This is a genomic window from Candidatus Omnitrophota bacterium (genome assembly GCA_028707125.1).
GTDB lineage: Bacteria > Omnitrophota > Gorgyraeia > Gygaellales > JAQTUX01 > JAQTUX01.
Map to the genome: position 1 here is coordinate 475,229 of JAQTUX010000001.1, position 16,961 is coordinate 492,189.

General features: G+C 47.6%; 13 protein-coding genes. 11 read left to right on the forward strand and 2 right to left on the reverse strand.

Annotated elements, in window-relative coordinates:
- Positions 1–31: 31 nt before the first annotated feature.
- From PHR44_02155 to PHR44_02205, 11 genes are all read left to right on the forward strand, one after another.
- A complete protein-coding gene (locus PHR44_02155) occupies positions 32–835 on the forward strand; it encodes a hypothetical protein (GenBank protein MDD4909475.1) in 804 nt (267 codons plus the stop codon).
- 12 nt (positions 836–847) lie between these two features.
- Positions 848–1,888: an S-methyl-5-thioribose-1-phosphate isomerase gene (gene mtnA / locus PHR44_02160; GenBank protein ID MDD4909476.1), complete on the forward strand. Its 1,041-nt coding sequence runs from the start codon at positions 848–850 to the stop codon at positions 1,886–1,888.
- Positions 1,885–2,784 (forward strand): thiamine-phosphate kinase, encoded by a 900-nt coding sequence (gene thiL, locus PHR44_02165; GenBank protein ID MDD4909477.1) that lies wholly within the window; start codon positions 1,885–1,887, stop codon positions 2,782–2,784. The genes mtnA and thiL overlap by 4 nt, the downstream gene beginning before the upstream one ends.
- A 124-nt stretch (positions 2,785–2,908) precedes the next feature.
- The gene (gene tsaE / locus PHR44_02170; protein MDD4909478.1) at positions 2,909–3,325 is read left to right on the forward strand and encodes a tRNA (adenosine(37)-N6)-threonylcarbamoyltransferase complex ATPase subunit type 1 TsaE; all 417 of its coding nucleotides are present in this window, start codon (positions 2,909–2,911) and stop codon (positions 3,323–3,325) included.
- Positions 3,306–3,962, forward strand: coding sequence for a tRNA (adenosine(37)-N6)-threonylcarbamoyltransferase complex dimerization subunit type 1 TsaB (tsaB, locus tag PHR44_02175; GenBank protein MDD4909479.1), 657 nt, complete (start codon positions 3,306–3,308; stop codon positions 3,960–3,962). The genes tsaE and tsaB overlap by 20 nt, the downstream gene beginning before the upstream one ends.
- On the forward strand, positions 3,959–5,074 hold the full coding sequence (gene alr, locus PHR44_02180; GenBank protein MDD4909480.1) for an alanine racemase: 1,116 nt from the start codon (positions 3,959–3,961) through the stop codon (positions 5,072–5,074). Before tsaB ends, alr begins: the two co-directional genes overlap by 4 nt.
- Positions 5,075–5,451: 377 nt before the next feature.
- Positions 5,452–9,192: a FlgD immunoglobulin-like domain containing protein gene (locus PHR44_02185; GenBank protein MDD4909481.1), complete on the forward strand. Its 3,741-nt coding sequence runs from the start codon at positions 5,452–5,454 to the stop codon at positions 9,190–9,192.
- Positions 9,193–9,207: 15 nt separating this feature from the next.
- Positions 9,208–9,630, forward strand: a complete 423-nt coding sequence (locus tag PHR44_02190) for a hypothetical protein (protein MDD4909482.1) — start codon at positions 9,208–9,210, stop codon at positions 9,628–9,630.
- Positions 9,623–13,381 carry a DUF6531 domain-containing protein gene (locus tag PHR44_02195; protein MDD4909483.1) on the forward strand — a complete coding sequence of 1,253 codons (3,759 nt, stop codon included), beginning with the start codon at positions 9,623–9,625 and terminating at the stop codon, positions 13,379–13,381. The genes PHR44_02190 and PHR44_02195 overlap by 8 nt, the downstream gene beginning before the upstream one ends.
- Positions 13,378–13,875, forward strand: coding sequence for a hypothetical protein (locus PHR44_02200; GenBank protein ID MDD4909484.1), 498 nt, complete (start codon positions 13,378–13,380; stop codon positions 13,873–13,875). The genes PHR44_02195 and PHR44_02200 overlap by 4 nt, the downstream gene beginning before the upstream one ends.
- Positions 13,876–14,070: 195 nt before the next feature.
- On the forward strand, positions 14,071–14,676 hold the full coding sequence (locus tag PHR44_02205) for a transposase (GenBank protein ID MDD4909485.1): 606 nt from the start codon (positions 14,071–14,073) through the stop codon (positions 14,674–14,676).
- Positions 14,677–14,781: 105 nt separating this feature from the next.
- On the opposite strand, the gene lptG is transcribed toward PHR44_02205, so the two are convergent.
- Complete coding sequence (gene lptG, locus PHR44_02210; GenBank protein MDD4909486.1) at positions 14,782–15,885, reverse strand: LPS export ABC transporter permease LptG; 1,104 nt, start codon at positions 15,883–15,885, stop codon at positions 14,782–14,784.
- A complete protein-coding gene (locus PHR44_02215; protein MDD4909487.1) occupies positions 15,873–16,961 on the reverse strand; it encodes an LptF/LptG family permease in 1,089 nt (362 codons plus the stop codon). Before PHR44_02215 ends, lptG begins: the two co-directional genes overlap by 13 nt.

Genomic DNA, 16,961 nt, shown 5'->3' on the forward strand with positions numbered 1-16,961 from the left:
TCGCGCGTCTTTGAGCAAAGGGAAGCGTAGAATGAAGAAAATATTTATAATCCTGGTAATAGCATCATTGATATTATCAGGGTGGACAATAAAAAGAGATACAATAAGCAGGGGCATGTTGTCCCATAGAATAGGGCTTATTTATCACGCTATACCTAGAGTAATACAGAGCGAAACGGGATCTCTCGGTTTAGATAATATTAAGCAATATATTTATAGAAATGTCCACCGTTACGGGAATATCCGTGATGACGGCCCTGGATGGATGCTGATCTACGGAGAGGCCTGGTGCGACTCGGTGGCGAATATATATATTCGGTTGGCGGAGGCGCTTGATATAAGAGGATATTTGATTTTTTTAGGAAACGGCAGCCATTCAGTCGCGTATGTTACTCCGGGGCATACGGCCTTGGAGAATATAGATTATCTTCAAGAAAATGCCATTGTTGTCGATCTGGAGGCAGGCATTATATATAAATGTAAACCAAGGGATATCTGCGGTGTTGATAAGAGATATTGTAAGAAGCCCGCGATTTTTTTGATCAATCAGCCGATTTCGGAATATCGGCCTTTCAAAACATGGTTCTATAAAAAAGTATTCCCTCGCATTCCGGTAACCTGGCTTAAGAAATATATCCAGATCGCCTTGATCTGCAGAAGGTTTGAACGGGGCGAAAGAGAATACTATCTTGCCAGGGTCCACCAGTTGTTTTTTGACTATGATGCGGCCGCTAGAGGTTATCAGGGGGTAATTAAGAGGCATCCCGCCACGCGTTGGGCTGACCTGGCGGGATATTGGGCGGAACAGATATCCCTGCGATCGGACCAGAGTTGATTTGGAGATAATATGCCTTTGGCTACTATTGCCTGGAGTAAAGGAAATATAAAGATAATTGACCAGACCAAACTGCCGCTAAAACTGGAATATATCTATTGCCGCGATATAAATGCGTTGTGGAAGGCGATAAAGTTATTGAAAGTGAGGGGCGCGCCGGCGCTGGGAGCGGCAGCAGGGTTGGGCGTGTATCTGGGGATCAAGGGTTTTAAGGGCAAGGATATAAACGTATTCAGGCAGCGTCTTAATAAGGTCATTTCCTATCTTGGCTCAAGCCGGCCTACCGCGGTGAACCTTTTCTGGGGCTTAAACCGCATGCGCTCCGCGTTTGAGGCGAACAAACGCCTTGCCGCGGGAGAAATAAAAAAGGCGCTGTTCCGCGAGGCAATGGACATAATGGAAGAAGACAGGCGGATATGCAGAAAGATGGGCGCCTACGGAGCGCGCTTGATAAAAAACGGCGACTCTGTGCTTACGGTCTGCAACGCCGGAAGCTTAGCCACGGTTGATTACGGCACAGCCCTCGGCGTGCTTTACAGCGCCAAAGAGCGGGGCAGGCGCTTTAAGGTCTATTCCTGCGAGACGCGGCCGCTGCTTCAGGGCGCGCGGCTTACTGCCTGGGAACTGAAGAAGAACAGGGTTGACGTTACGCTTATCTGCGATAATACGGCTGCAAGTTTGATGGATCAGGGAAAAATAAACAAAATCATTGCCGGAGCAGACAGGATCGCGGCAAATGGCGACGCCGCGAATAAAATAGGCACCTATATGCTGGCAGTGCTGGCCAAATTTCACAATATACCTTTCTATATAGCGGCGCCTGCCTCTACGTTTGACTTGAAGATCAAAAGCGGCAGGCAGATCCCCATTGAGCAGAGGGATGCCCGTGAGGTAACAGAGTTATTGCGTAAACGCGGCACAGCGCCGAGGGGCGTCAAGGTGTATAATCCGGCGTTTGACGTGACGCCCGCGGGGCTGATCACCGCGATAATCACGGAGAAGGGGATCATAAATAAACCGAATACGGTGAAGATCAAGAGTTTGATCGGATGAAGACGCTAAAAGACATCGGAGAATTCGCTCTGATAGACCGGCTCAGCCGCGGCATTAAAGCGCGCAGTCCCGTGGTAAAGGGCATTGGAGACGACTGCGCGGTGCTGGAGTATAGCGGAAGGGATTATTTGCTTGCGGGCTCTGATATGATCGTGGAGGGGGTGCATTTTAAGCGTTCTGCCCCGCCGTTCTATATCGGCAGGAAGGCGCTCGCCGCCGCCTTAAGCGACATCGCGGCAATGGGGGGGGAACCGATAGCCGCGCTTATTTCCATAGGGCTGCCTGAAGGCCTGCCGCTTAGTTTTATGGACGGGATATACAGGGGCATCAGGGCGTTGGCGCGCGAATATAATGTCAACCTGATCGGCGGAGATACATCCGCCTCTTCAAAGATAGTCATTGATGCCGTTGTTTTAGGCAGGGTGGAGAAAAACCGCCTGGTTTTAAGGAGCGGGGCAAAGAAGGGGGATATTATTTTTGTCACGGGCGGATTGGGGGGTTCTATCAAGGGCAGGCATTTTACATTTGAGCCAAAGATAAAAGAGGCGCGCTTTCTGGTGAAGAATTTCAGGGTCAACGCGATGATAGATATATCCGACGGCCTGCTTGGCGATCTGGGGCATATTTTAAAACAGAGCAAGGCAGGCGCCGTGATCTTTGAGGAACTGATCCCCCTACGCAAGGCGGCCTCAGGCTTCAGGGAGGCGCTGATAATGGGAGAGGACTACGAATTGCTTTTTACCACCCCTGTTTCCCAGGCGAGGAAGATAATAAAAATGACAGGCGGCAGATATCGGGAGATCGGGGAGGTCCTGGACAGGGAACGCGGCTTTACGCTGGTCACCAAAGATTGCAGGCAGGTGAGATTGAAAGCAGAGGGATTTAGGCATTTTTAAAGCGTAGAGCGTAAAACGAAAAGCGCAAAACTAAAGTGCAAAACTTAAAACTTTAAAACAAGAAAACTTTAAACTTTAAGTTTTGGTTTTACGCTTTGCGCTTTACATTTTACGCTAACATCTTATGCAAGTAATCACTAATTCTGAGAAAGAGACGTTTGATCTGGGCAGGAAATTGGCGGCGCGCTTAAAAAAAGGGGACATAGTCGCGCTTGAGGGAGAACTCGGCGCGGGCAAGACCATATTCGTCAAGGGCGTTGCCGCCGGCCTGGGGTTTGACAGGGACAAGGTCGTGAGCTCGTCCTTTGTCTTGATCAGGGAATATAAGGCGAAGCTCCCCCTGCATCACTTTGACCTTTACCGGCTGAAGAATAAATGCGAATTCGCCGACTTAGGATACGAGGAATATTTTTTTGGCGATGGTGTCTGCCTTGTGGAGTGGGCTGATAAAGCAAGGGAGTTCATCCCGCCGCGGGCGATCCGCATATCGTTTAAGGTCGCGGGCAAGGATAAGAGGAAGATTGAATATTCTGGGCTTTGATACATCCAGCAGGATGCTGGCTATAGTTGTGGGCAATGATAAAGGCGTGCTTGCCGCCCGCAACATCAACGCGCGCGTTAAGCATTCGGTTATGATAATGCCCGCGATAGAGGCGCTGCTTAAAAAGGCGGGGCTTAAGAAGGGGCGCATCGATGCTGTGGCAGCGGGCCTTGGCCCGGGTTCTTTAACAGGTATAAGGATCGGCGTATCCACGGCAAAAGGGCTCTGCCTTGGCCTGGACAGGCCGGCCATAGGCATATGCAGTTTGGATATCATTGCCCGTAACGCGGATAGCGGCGACAGCGATGTATGTGTGCTAGTAGACGCGAAGCGCTCATTGGTATATTCCGCCGTATATAGAGGCGTAAAGCGCGCGAGGCCGCCGAGATTATCTTCTCTGGAGGATGCCTTGCGAGGGCTCAAACCAGGCACCCTGTTCCTGGGCGACGCCATAGGCATATACGGAGATCGGATAAAAGAAAAGGTTAGCCAGGCGCGCTTTGCCGCGCAAAGACAGTGGTATCCGCGCGCGGAAAATATCCTGGAGATCGCGTTATCGCCTAAGAACAGGAAGGCCGCGGCAGAGAAGCTGGTGCCGTTGTATCTTTATCCCAAAGAATGCCAGATCAGGAAATGAAGAAAGAATTCTTCCGTCCCACAATAGCCGAGATAGACCTGGGCGCGCTGGAATATAATTTCCGGCAGATAAAGCGCAGGGTCTCGTCGCATACAAAGATACTGGTGACGGTCAAGGCAGACGCCTACGGACACGGCATACTGCGGGTTTCCAAGCGGCTGGTACGCTGCGGCGTGGATTATTTAGGCGTTGCTTCTCTTGATGAGGCCGTATGTTTGAGAAGGGCAGGGGTGAAATGCCCAATACTTGTCCTGGGCGTGATCTTCCCCGAACAGGCCGGGACGGTCATCGATCACGATCTGACGCAGACCGTCTGCACCCTTGATGTCTGCCGCGCCCTGGACCGGCTGGCGGCGCGCAGGCACAAACGGGTCTCTGTCCACGTAAAGATAGACACAGGTATGGGCCGGCTGGGTGTCAGCTGGGGCGACGCCGAAGAATTCATCAGCGCCCTGTATAAGCAGATGAAGCACGTTTCCATAGAGGGCATCTTTACCCATTTTCCCCGCGCCGATGATAATAAAGCCCTTACCGGACGGCAGATAAGCATGTTCAGCGCCCTGGTGCGCCGGCTTGAGAAGAAGGGCATATTCATCCTGTTCAAGCACTGCGCCAACAGTATGGCTGTGCTGGATTATCCCGGAAGCCATTTTAATCTTATAAGGCCGGGACTGATCATTTACGGCCTGTATCCCAAAGACGGCTTAGACATACGGCTGAAACCGGCGATGGGACTGAAGTCAAAGATAGTTTTTATGAAATCAGTGAAAAAAGGCACGCCGTTAAGCTACGGCCATACCTATATAACCTCTAAAGATACCTCAGTAGCAGTTGTCCCCATTGGTTACGGCGACGGCTATTCCCGCGGCCTATCCAATAAGGCCCAGGTTTTGATCAAGGGCAGGCGTTTTCCTGTTGTGGGCACTATCTGCATGGACCAGATCCTGGTTGATACAGGCAGGTTAAAGGCAAAGGTGGGAGATGAAGTTGTCTTGATCGGCCGTCAGGGAAAACAGGCAATTACCGCTGAAGAGATCGCCCGCCTCACGCGCACCATCCCTTATGAAGTCGTCTGCCAGGTAGGCAGGCGCGTCCCGCGGATATACAGGTAATATTTACTTGACAAGATGTATTCTATGTAGTATTGTGATTTTGTAATAACTATAAGTAAATCAAATAGTTACATTCCAGATAAGTGTCGTTCACGAACAAATTACCTATCCTGATTTTAAAGAAAATAACCCAAACAGGGATACTCTGCGTATCCCTGTTTTTGTTTTATCTGCCATTTGCATTTGCAGACATATCTGCATCAGCCAATGTCGGTCTGACGTTAAACAGCGTTAGAGGCCGCACTATCATGGCAGGCGCCCGGCCGATTTCATTCACGTTGCGAGTTCAATACAACGGCACAAATCAACTGACTTTTGGCGCAGAAGGATTGCGGGGAAATGCCACTTTAGACGCCCAGACAGGCAGGTTCTACTGGATGCCAGAGGAAACTGATGTAGGAACACACCCTATCACTTTCCGGGTAACAGATGGTGTAGAAACCGACCAAAAGACAGTCACATACACTATTCTGCATAACTCTACTCCTTACACGGGCTCAGTCAGTCCCGATGATGAGATAGTCCGCTCCAATGAACAGTTGGAGTTTATTGCTACTTATTTTGACAACGCCGGCTGGCAGGACATACAGGATGTGTATATGTCTATCGGAGGGGCTTACTTCAGGTATAACCTACCTGAAAATAAGCTATATGCCTCAAGTAACTTTTCCCAATGGAATGGCGGTTATACCCCAGGCACAGCACAGATCATACAGGTAGACTTGGACGAATGGCAGGCAAGACTGGATTGTTCCAAAGTTAATATAAATGGTTCAGGTAAGGCATTAGAAATTAAATGGCCCATTCTATTTATAAATAAGACGAGGCACAATATAAGAAAGAACGTCTCTTTGTATGCTAAAGATAGAAACAACCTTGATTCCGGCTGGAGGGAGTCAGGGGAGATTAAAATTAGAGGATTAAAAGGCCGCATCCTTACCTTTGGTCAGACCATAATAGATACTATTTCTAAAGAAAACTTTACTGTGACCTACACCTTTAGCGCCTCTAAAGACGACTACATCTACATGGCATTTGCCAAGACAGAAGGAAGTGACTTCCAGCCCTACCTTCAGTTATTTGATCCAAGCGGCAGCCATATTGCTTACGTATACGATACCACAGCCAACGCGCTCGGCACGACACTAACCGCAACAGGCAGATATGTGTTAACCGTCTCAGACCACAACGGCGAAAATACCGGCAGCTACGCTTTGACCCTTCAGCGCTTTAATAACCCGGGCCAGGCATCTGCCCTAACTGCAGGCCAGACCCAATCCGCCTCCATATCAGCCCCCTCTGAAATAGACGCCTACAGCTTTACAGCGGCCTCAGCCGACACCTTGATCATAAACCTGGTCAAGACATCAGGAGAGTTTAGGCCCTACATAGGAGTATATGACGATAAGGGCAAGCTGCTTAAAAAAGTTGATACCTCTTCTTCAGTCACCTTAAGTATGCCGCTTGCTCGGGCAGGGGTTTACTACATCTATGTGAGGGACTCCTATAACTATGAGACAGGAAGCTACAGTATAGCCCTGCAGGGCGCCAGCAATCCTGAACTTATCCAGCTCTCCTTCGGCCCTACAGTAACAGGCGCTATCTCTGCTGCAAGCCCGACAGTCACCTACACCTTTAGCGCCTCTAAAGACGACTACATCTACATGGCATTTGCCAAGACAGAAGGAAGTGACTTCCAGCCCTACCTTCAGTTATTTGATCCAAGCGGCAGCCATATTGCTTACGTATACGATACCACAGCCAACGCGCTCGGCACGACACTAACCGCAACAGGCAGATATGTGTTAACCGTCTCAGACCACAACGGCGAAAATACCGGCAGCTACGCTTTGACCCTTCAGCGCTTTAATAACCCGGGCCAGGCATCTGCCCTAACTGCAGGCCAGACCCAATCCGCCTCCATATCAGCCCCCTCTGAAATAGACGCCTACAGCTTTACAGCGGCCTCAGCCGACACCTTGATCATAAACCTGGTCAAGACATCAGGCCAGTTTACGCCTCGTCTGACAGTATATGACAGTAAGGGCAAGCGGCTTGAGAGCGCTAATATCTTTTCAGATACCTTAAGCGCCTCACTTCCTCAGGCAGGCGTCTACCACATCTATGTAGTGGACTCCTATAACTATGAGACAGGAAGTTATGACATAAGCCTGCAGAGCGCCAGTAATCCCGATGGCGCTGTAGACATTGCTTTCGGTGAGACAGTAACGGGTGAGATTTCTTCTCCTATGGATACGGATGTATATGGCTTTACCGTAAATGAAGGTGATAATTTATACGCGGATATACGTTTTCCCAAAGTCAGCGGCAATAGTTATTTCTCTCCATATGTGCGGCTGTATGATAGGTCAGGCAATATGATTGCCGATTCTACCTCGGGTATGCTTCTTCACTCTTTGCCTTCCGCAGGAACTTATTATATTTTTGTCTCCGACAATTATATGGATGCCACAGGCAGCTATCAACTTACTCTGTCCAATGAGACCCCTGATATAGATAATCTTTCAGTTACGCCCAATCCTTTTTCTCCGGACGAAAGCGGCACCTGGGTAGATCTGGATACAGGGGAAATATTCAACGACCCGGGGCCTAACCGCGTTCTGGACGATGTAGCCAATATTTCTTTTACCGCCTCTATGCAGGGATTTTTTGATATCAAGATTATTGATAGTAACAGCCAGCTGGTCAGGCAGCTTGTTTATGACGTATTAACTCCGGATCACCGGACTAATTTGATACGAGTGCAGTGGAATGGCCGCAGCCAGAATAGTGATTTAGTTCCAAACGGCGCGTATACGCTGATAGTAAACTCCGGAAATGTTGACAGGTGTCTGACCGCGACAATTAATGTAAACAAAATTGTTTTTATCACTATTGCCAGAATAACGCCAAATCCTTTTTCTCCTGACCGTGACGGTGTAGACGAAACAACCACCCTTTCTTACAGTTTATCTGAGAATTCCTATGTCAGCGTAGAGATTTATAACCAGCAAAATACTCTATTAAGAAAGTTAGCAGACAATCAACTCCTTAGCTACGGCAGCCATAGCCATATCTGGGACGGTAAAGATAGTCAGGGTGCATACCTTCCTGAAGGCAGATACACTGTGAAGATAAGCGCTAAGGCAGAGGATGGAAAAGACGCAGCTCCTGTTTACCTGAATGTTGCCATACTGTTTATTTCTGATATCCGTATTTCTACGGACGAGATTAATCCTTACGCAGGAGAGGCCGTAACCATATCTTATAGAATGTCACATGAAGGCGTTTTAAATATTAAAATTTATAATAATAAAAATGCATTGGTAAGGAATCTTATTCTAAACCAGCCCCGCCAGTCAGGCACATACTCAGAGGTTTGGGATGGCAAAGATAATGCCGGCAGGATTGTGCTTGACGGCGCCTACTATTTTATCATAGAGGACAGCAAGGGTGGCGCTGTCTATGATCCTCGCGGCACAGGCGGGAAAGATATCTCCGGCAGCATCCGCCTGTCGGCATCTGATTTTAATCTGCTTCTTAATCAATTCTGTGTTATAGATTATACTCTGCCCCAGGCAGCAAAGATTAATCTTAAGGTCCGCTATGATAGATATTCAGGCCCGGCTGTCAGGGTGTTGAAATATCAAGAGCCGGTTTCTTCAGGCGCGCACCAGACGCTCTGGGACGGCAGGGATGAGACAGGAGATTTTGTTGACCGTACTGATTTTACCTTTGCCATCTGGGGATATACATTGGATGAGAATTCCATTTTGGTTGTGGGAGATAGACCTGTAATTAGCAATCCGGCTATTATCCCGGTCCGTTTTAGCCCTTATGATAATCCTTATAGCACAGGTGTTTCAGAAGGCACAATCTCCTTTAATCTATCCAGAGATGCCAATGTTACGATAAATATTTATGATTCTGAAGGTAATCTGGCGCGCAATCTGCTGAATAATCAGCCCTGCGCGCAGGGCAGCAATTCTTTTATCTGGAACGGCAGAAATAACGAAGGTAATTTTGCGTCTGAAGGGTTTTATCGGGTAGCAATTCAGGCGGAAAAAGACGGCAATTATTCGGAAGGTTATACCTTGCATACGGAGATTTTCTATTGATATGGGGTGGACGGGATGAAAAAAACGAGTATGTATATTCTGTTTTTCATAGCCGCATTCTCTTTTAATCTTTTAGCAAAAGAGGCGTATCAAAACCAGTTGATTTTGGAATTAAACTTTCCAAAAGAAAGCACTGCTAAAATGGAGGCGCCGCGACCAAAGGCAGAGGCCCTGTCCATTTCCGGCGAAATCCTTGTTAACATCAGCCCTGTTCCTGAGAAAATAGAACAGGACAGGTATTTGGTGGAGTATTTCTTAGATGAGCAGTTAATATATCGAACCACCGGTTTTGACAGGCGCACTTTTGCCTGTATTCTGGATACTGCCCAATATGAAAACGGCACGCATAAGCTGATCATTAATTTCTGGGATAAATCCGGCCCTTCAGCCATCGGCATAAGAGAGCTTATCATTAACAACGAGGAAACAAATGAATAACCGCCTCCTGAAGATCCTCTCGGTATTCACGCTTTTCTTCTTTGTTTCCAATATCTTCATACCCCCTGTAGCCCTTGCCGAGCTTCCCTGCTGGAACGATGCCTCGCTTGCTTCCGGAGAGGGCGGGGTAGATGATGCAGCCACCGCAGGCGGCAAGCCCGCTGGCATAAACCAGAAGAACAGGACAGAGGCAGCAGATCCTGTTGATGTCTCAAACGGCAATTTCTTCTACCAGAACCAGGATTTATCCATCCCTTCACGAGGACTCTCCTTAGAGATAAAGCGCTTCTACAACAGTTTAGACACCTACGAAGGCCCCTTTGGCATAGGCACAAGCCACAGCTATAATATATTCTTGTTGGAGATTTCAGAAGCAAGCCAGACATACGTTCTAAGGCGTAACGCCAACGGCTCAAAGGACAGATTCCTGCGGAATGCCGACGGTTCCCATACACCTTCAGCTGGCTGCTATGACACCTTAACCAAAGACACAACCGGCTACCTGATACAGGACAAGTATGGCTTCATCTATCGCTTTGGTTTAGATGGTCGCCTTAACTCAATCACTGACCGAAACAACAACACAATCTCCTTAGAGTATGACTCACAATCATCTGTATTAAGCAGAGTCAGCGACAGCTTAAGCCGCTTTATTGAATTCGCTTATAACCCCCAGCGCAAGATAAGCCAGGTAAGCGACTCTACCGGCCGCCTGATCTCATATGAATACGATTCAGACGGCAATCTAATCTATGTAACCACTCCTGCCACAGGGGATTATCCTTCAGGACTGACTACCACATACGCCTACGACGATAAGCACAGGTTAACCTCCATAACAAACGCCAGGGATAGGCGATATATATCCCTGGAGTATGATGAAAATAGCCGCGTAAAGGATCTTACCTATGGAGCAGGCGTATATCGCTTTAGCTATAAGAGCGCTCTTACAACCCTTATTGACCCCAGGGGCTTTACGACAGAATACGAGCTTAATACAGATGGCACAGTCCAGAGCCAGAAGCAATACGCCGGCAGCTCATCTTATCAAACCAGATACGAATACAACCAGAACCGCGAGCGCACCAGGATAACCTATCCTGAGGGCAACTGGGTTAAATACACCTATGATAATAAGGGCAGCATTCTGGAAATCAGGCGCAAGAAAGCCAACGCCTCTGACAGTGATGACCCTGCAAATGACATAGTAGCTGCCTTTAGCTATGAGCCGCAGTTTAACTTCGTCAAGACCGCAACAGACCCTAAGGGCAACGTTACTACCTATGATTATGACTCAAAAGGAAATCTCATCAAAATAATCTATCCGGCTGTTAACGGCGTAAAACCCGAAGTTAAATTCGCCTATAGTGCTTACGGCCCGCCAACCAGCGTAACAGACCCTAACGGTAATGTAACTACCTATGATTACGACCCTGATACTGGATACTTAGTCAAAACAACCGCTGCTCAAGGCGTTCTTAACCTTATCACCCGGTTTACCTACGACACAACCGGTAACATCAAAACCGTAACCGACCCCAAAGGCAGCACCACGACATTTGAATACGACAGCCACAACAACCTGATTAAGACCACATCCGCTTCACCATTTAACTATGAGACCCTCTATAAATACGATGAGAACGATAACCTGATTGAGCTCCACAGACAGACCGGCGACCCTGATAATCCCTGGCAGACAACCTCCTACACCTATGATATCCTTGACCGGCTGGACTCTGTCAAAGACGCCATAGGCAATACCTCTAACTTTATCTATGACTTAAACGGCAACCGCCGCTCGCTTGCAGATGCGGAAGGTAATACTACTACTTATGAATACGATGAACGCAATCTACTCTGGAGGGTAACCGACGCAGAGAATAATGTTACAGAATACTCCTACGATACAAACGGCAACCTCAAGCAAATCACTGACGCAAAAGGCAATGCTACCGTCTACACCTACGACAGCTTTGATCGGCTCATCTCTACCACCTACGCTGACGACTCAATAGAGGAATACACCTATGACGCCAATTCCAACCTCATCACCAAAAAAGACCCCAAAGGCCAGGTCATCACCTACGCCTATGACTCCATTAACCAGCTGGACTTAAAGACCTATCCTGATAAATCAAGCGTTGACTATGTTTATGACATCGGCTCCCGGCTTGTTGATGTCATTGACAAAATCGGCACCATACACTATGACTATGATGCGGCCAGCCGAATTACCAGCGTAACCTATCCCGGCAATAAATCCGTCTCTTACGAATACGACGCCAATTCCAACCGCAGCAAGCTAACCTACCCCGATAATACCTATCTTACCTATATATATGATGAACTCAACCGCCTGACCAATGTAGTTGCCCCATTGATGGGGCAAGGCAGTGCCGTCGCCTCCTACACCTATGACGCCCTCTCCAGACGCACCCGGCTTGACTACCTCAACAATACCTACTCGCTCTATGACTATGACCCAGCCAGCCGCCTGACAACGCTTACCAATGTCTCTAACTCTATACCTAACCCCTACTCCTACACCTATGATAACGCGGGCAACAGGACGTCATTGCGAGGAGCCGAAGGCGACGAAGCAACCTACACCTATGACAAGACCTACCAGCTCACAGCCGTCAACTACCCTGACGGCTTTGCCTTCTTTGACACTGCCTACGACTATGATGAGATAGGCAACCGCACGACAAACTACACCTCAAACTCCCTCAACCAATATACCAAGGCAGGTACAACCAACCTCGCCTACGACAGCAACGGCAACCTCACCAATGACGGCAGCTTCACCTACGCCTATGACTACGAGAACCGGCTGGTGAGCGCCTCGTCATTGCGAGGGAGCGAAGCGACCGAAGCAATCTACGCCTACGACCCCTTCGGCAGGCGCACCTCAAAGTCATTGCGAGGAGCCGAAGGCGACGAAGCAATCTCCTACATCTACGATGGCGACCAGATCATCGCGGAATACGACGCAAGCAACAATCTCATCGCTAAATATATCTATGGTACGGGTATAGATGAACCCATTCTTATGCAAAGGGGGGAGAATGCTTATTACTACCACTTTGACGGCCTGGGAAGCGTAGTAAACCTCACCGACTCTTCCGGCTCAAAGGTTGAAAGCTACACCTACGATGCCTACGGTAATCCCATTATCCACGATCCATCATCCAATATCCTTCTTCAATCCTCCGTTGGTAATCGCTACATGTTCACAGGAAGAGAATATGATGATGAGACGGGGCTGTATTACTACAGGGCGAGGCATTATTCGCCGATGATTGGGAGATTCTTGCAGAGGGACTCTTGGCCAGGAATACCAGAAGATCCCGGTTCACTCGTTAATAAATATACCTACTGCTCCAACAATCCCATAAATTGGATAGATCCTTATGGGTGGGATAAACAGAAGAAGGATCAACCATGGTGGATTGTAGTTGGAGGTATTACAGTAGCTACACCTATTCAAGGGGATGAAGCAATCTTTTGGACAGGAGTAGGTATAGTTGCAATAGGTAGTTATGCTGTTCATCAGTTTAGTAAATATCACGCAAAAGGTCCGTTATGGAATGCTCCAGGTATGCCAGGGTGGAATTTAAGGCAATATGAAGAACGACAACCAGGAGCTTTCAAGCCACCGCCAAATTTTAAGAATTGGAAAGATAGAATTATATGGGCAGCTGGTTTACTCGCTAAATTATTTAATAATTTCAGAGGAGGCAGATGATAAAAAATAAATTACTTTTTCATATGATACCAATAGAAGATAGAACTAATAAAGGTTATAAGAATTTAGTTGAAAATATTTTAAAACATGCTTTCTATTTTATTCCAGCAGAAGATTTGGAGGGAATAGAAAAAATAATACTTTTAGATGAATGCCAAGATCGAGAGTTTAAATGGGCGGGTGGATTTTATTATGCCTATGAAGAAAAGGATGCTATTATAGAACTGTATCCTCCAAAAATAATAGATGCAAAACCATTTTTTGTTCCAACATCAAAATTCTTTAATAGTTACTCAATCACTAAGATGTTTTTGCATGAATTGGGACACCATAAATTCGGAAATGTGCAGGAACGAGAATTCAAAGCTCAAGAATACATGGTGTTATATATTAAGAAAATATATGGCAATTGGATTTATTTTTTTGATTTTTTAGCTAGACTAGATAATTTTTTACGTAAGTTTCTCAAAACCTTCAACAAAAAAGCAATGTAGTATAACGAAAAAACGCCAACGAAGCTTTACATAACTAGCAATACATAATGGGCATAACGGGGACGGTTCTCTTTATCATAACCTTAACTATCATAATCACTTACAACACCTACTTTATAAATTTTAAGATTTCTTGCAAGTAAACGCCTCATTTTTGCGTCTATTATAGTAGAAGGGCAGAAAGGGGGCGTTTTTATGCCACGAGACAGAAGGCACATACCAGAGGCAGGTTTCCTGCACGTTATATCCAGAGGCAACAACAGAAGGAAGATATTTCGGTATGAGAGAGATTTAGAGGCGTATTATTCAATTCTTCTTCAAAGCAAAGCAGAAGACAGAATCAACATCTCTCATTATTGCCTGATGAGCAATCATATACACTTGATACTGGAGGTAAACGAAGCAAGCAACCTTTCCAGGTTCATGAAGCGGGTAAACCTGAGGTACGTCTACTATTACAGAAGAAAGTATGCCTACTGCGGCCATCTCTGGCAGGACAGGTTCAAGGCAAAGACTATAGACAATGAGGAATACCTTATTCAATGCGGCAAATACATAGAGCTGAATCCTGTTAGAGCGGGCATAGTCAAGAGACCTGAAGAATATCGGTTTTCCAGTTACCTCCACTATGCTTATGGAGCTGAGGATGTATTGATACAAGATAATCCTTTCTACTCTGAATTGGGAGAGAGCCAAGAGCGAAGGCAAACAATTTACAGAGATATGATTATAGAAGAGATGATAGAGAAGGGCCTAAGACAGGAAAAAATAATTGAGCACTCAGAACTTATTGCGGTATAATAGATAACAGCAAGGAGAACCGTCCCCCCCCGCCTCACGCGCACCATCCCTTATGAAGTCGTCTGCCAGGTAGGCAGGCGCGTCCCGCGCGTATACAAATAATATTTACAGAGTATCCTGGAATTTGAACAGGGCGATATAAAGGAAGATGATGTTTGTCGTCCACGCGGCAAGAAGGGGGGGCAGCAGGCCGGATTTTCCCAGGGCGATGCTTACCGCGTCCATCACGTAATACAGGAAGGCGATGATCATGCATATGCCGATAGAGGACAGCGCCGCGCCGCGTTTCTTGATCTCCAGGGAAAACGGTATGCCCAGCAGGATTATTACTAGGCTGGTAAAGGGAAAGGAGGTCTTGTAAAATAAATCCACCTGAAGGTTCCTTATGACCGTCTTTGCCCCGCTTTTTGAGATCTTTCGTATGTAATTATTCAAACGGGCCATATTCATATGCTCCGGCCGCTGCCTTTGTTCTATAAAATCCTTGGGCGTCTCGTCAAGATACATCGCGATCTCCGCGTGGAATTCGGGGTTGCCCTTTACGATGCCGCGGCTGTCAAAATAGAATATGGTGCATTTGTAGAGGTTCCAGTATTTATCCTTCCATACGCCTTTATCCGCCAGGATCTTTGAAGTGATATTCTGGTTTTTATCCTGCTCAAGTATGGTCACGTTTTCAATGGTATTTGACTGCGTATCAAAGGACTTGATAAAAAACAGCCGGTTGCGCAGGCCGTAGATCGAAAGGTTATTTATCTCCGGCCGCGACCGCTTTTTATTCCTGTCCGCGCTTGAATACTCCATCTGCCTTTTTATCTGCTCGGTCGTTTCCCTGGCATTGGGCACGAGGCGTTCATTGGCCATGAACACAAAGGCGCTTATGACGCATCCGAAGAACACCGTTGAGCGGCAGATCTGCCAGAGGCTCAGGCCTGAGGCGCGCATAGCCACTATCTCGTGGCTGCGGTTGAGGCGGCCGAAGGTGTAGAGCACGGCAAGCAGGCAGGCGATGGGCGAGGTCTGGATAAATATCACCGGCAGGTATGAGGCGTAGTATTGCAGCAGGAGGGGCGGGTTCATGCCCTGTTTCAGTATCTCGTCCAGATGGCTGAGTATATCAATGGCTATATACAGGAGGAAGAACAGCGACTGTGTCCCTATAAACAGTGAGGCCGTTGATTTGAGGATGTAACGGTCTAATATACGCATGACTTATAGGTAAGCACGCCGCCTATGGCGCCCAGCAGCACATTAGGCGCCCACATAGCGATATTGGGGTTGAAATTGCTCTGCAGGCAGAGCGCCTCCGCTCCGATCACGAGAAGGTAGTAGGCGCCCACGATGAGGAAGGCGATGCCGAAATTCACGGACTTTTCCCGCCGCCTTGTGATTATCGCCAGCGGAGCGCCGATAAGCACAAAGACAAGGCAGGAGAACGCCATTGATAATTTTTTATTTATCTCCGTGATCAGGGGAAGGGGGTTGATGCCTTTTGTTTTCAACCTGCCGATCTCCTGCATCAGTTCTTTTATCGTCATATGCTTGGGCTTCTTCTCTACTTCCCCCGTGGCAGAGGCAAGGTTAAGCGTCATAAAATAGGTCTTGAAATTCAATTTGTAGAAGCTGTTGGGTTCGTTGGGGTCGGGTTCGTCGGATGTGCCGTCCAGCAGTTTAAGTTTGACTATATTCTTGTCGGGGATGGCTATGAATTCCCCTTCTTTGGCGACGATCGTCCTGGTGGGCTTGCCTTCCTGCGGCTCATAGATCCTTATGTTGGAGAACCTGTTGCCTTCTATCTGGTAGATGAACAGGACGTATTTTTCAAAAGAGTCAATGAATACCCCCGGCTCAAGCGCGGCAGTGGGGTTGCTTACCCCCACCCGCATCACCGCCTTTTTTGAGGCAAGCTGGGCGCGGGGGATGACCTTATCGTTGAATACGACGAGCACGAGGCTCATGATCAGGCCCAGCACAAGGATGGGCACTATCAGGCGGAATATGTTTATTCCGCTTGAGCGTATGGCTATTATTTCGTTGTCGGAAGACAGCCGGCCGAAGCACAGGAGCACGGCCGCGAGCGTGGCAATAGGCAGGGTATAGCTGAAGAGGTATGGGGTCAGGAGCAAGAACAGCTTGCTTACGCTGACGATGTCAACCCCTTTGTTGATCACCAGGTCGGCCATCTTTACCATGTTCCCCAGAAGCATCACGAACGTCAACACCAGAATGGACGCTATCAGGGGGGCGGCAAATTCTTTCAATATGTAATTTCTCAGGATCTTCAT

What these genes read in the sequence shown, in the direction of transcription:
- PHR44_02155 (MDD4909475.1), top strand. Translation starts at nt 32, where the DNA reads ATGAAGAAAATATTTATAATCCTGGTAATAGCATCATTGATATTATCA.
- mtnA (MDD4909476.1), top strand. Translation starts at nt 848, where the DNA reads ATGCCTTTGGCTACTATTGCCTGGAGTAAAGGAAATATAAAGATAATT.
- thiL (MDD4909477.1), top strand. Translation starts at nt 1,885, where the DNA reads ATGAAGACGCTAAAAGACATCGGAGAATTCGCTCTGATAGACCGGCTC.
- tsaE (MDD4909478.1), top strand. Translation starts at nt 2,909, where the DNA reads ATGCAAGTAATCACTAATTCTGAGAAAGAGACGTTTGATCTGGGCAGG.
- alr (MDD4909480.1), top strand. Translation starts at nt 3,959, where the DNA reads ATGAAGAAAGAATTCTTCCGTCCCACAATAGCCGAGATAGACCTGGGC.
- PHR44_02185 (MDD4909481.1), top strand. Translation starts at nt 5,452, where the DNA reads ATGCCAGAGGAAACTGATGTAGGAACACACCCTATCACTTTCCGGGTA.
- PHR44_02190 (MDD4909482.1), top strand. Translation starts at nt 9,208, where the DNA reads ATGAAAAAAACGAGTATGTATATTCTGTTTTTCATAGCCGCATTCTCT.
- PHR44_02195 (MDD4909483.1), top strand. Translation starts at nt 9,623, where the DNA reads ATGAATAACCGCCTCCTGAAGATCCTCTCGGTATTCACGCTTTTCTTC.
- PHR44_02200 (MDD4909484.1), top strand. Translation starts at nt 13,378, where the DNA reads ATGATAAAAAATAAATTACTTTTTCATATGATACCAATAGAAGATAGA.
- PHR44_02205 (MDD4909485.1), top strand. Translation starts at nt 14,071, where the DNA reads ATGCCACGAGACAGAAGGCACATACCAGAGGCAGGTTTCCTGCACGTT.
- lptG (MDD4909486.1), bottom strand. Translation starts at nt 15,885, where the DNA reads ATGCGTATATTAGACCGTTACATCCTCAAATCAACGGCCTCACTGTTT.
- PHR44_02215 (MDD4909487.1), bottom strand. Translation starts at nt 16,961, where the DNA reads ATGAAGATCCTGAGAAATTACATATTGAAAGAATTTGCCGCCCCCCTG.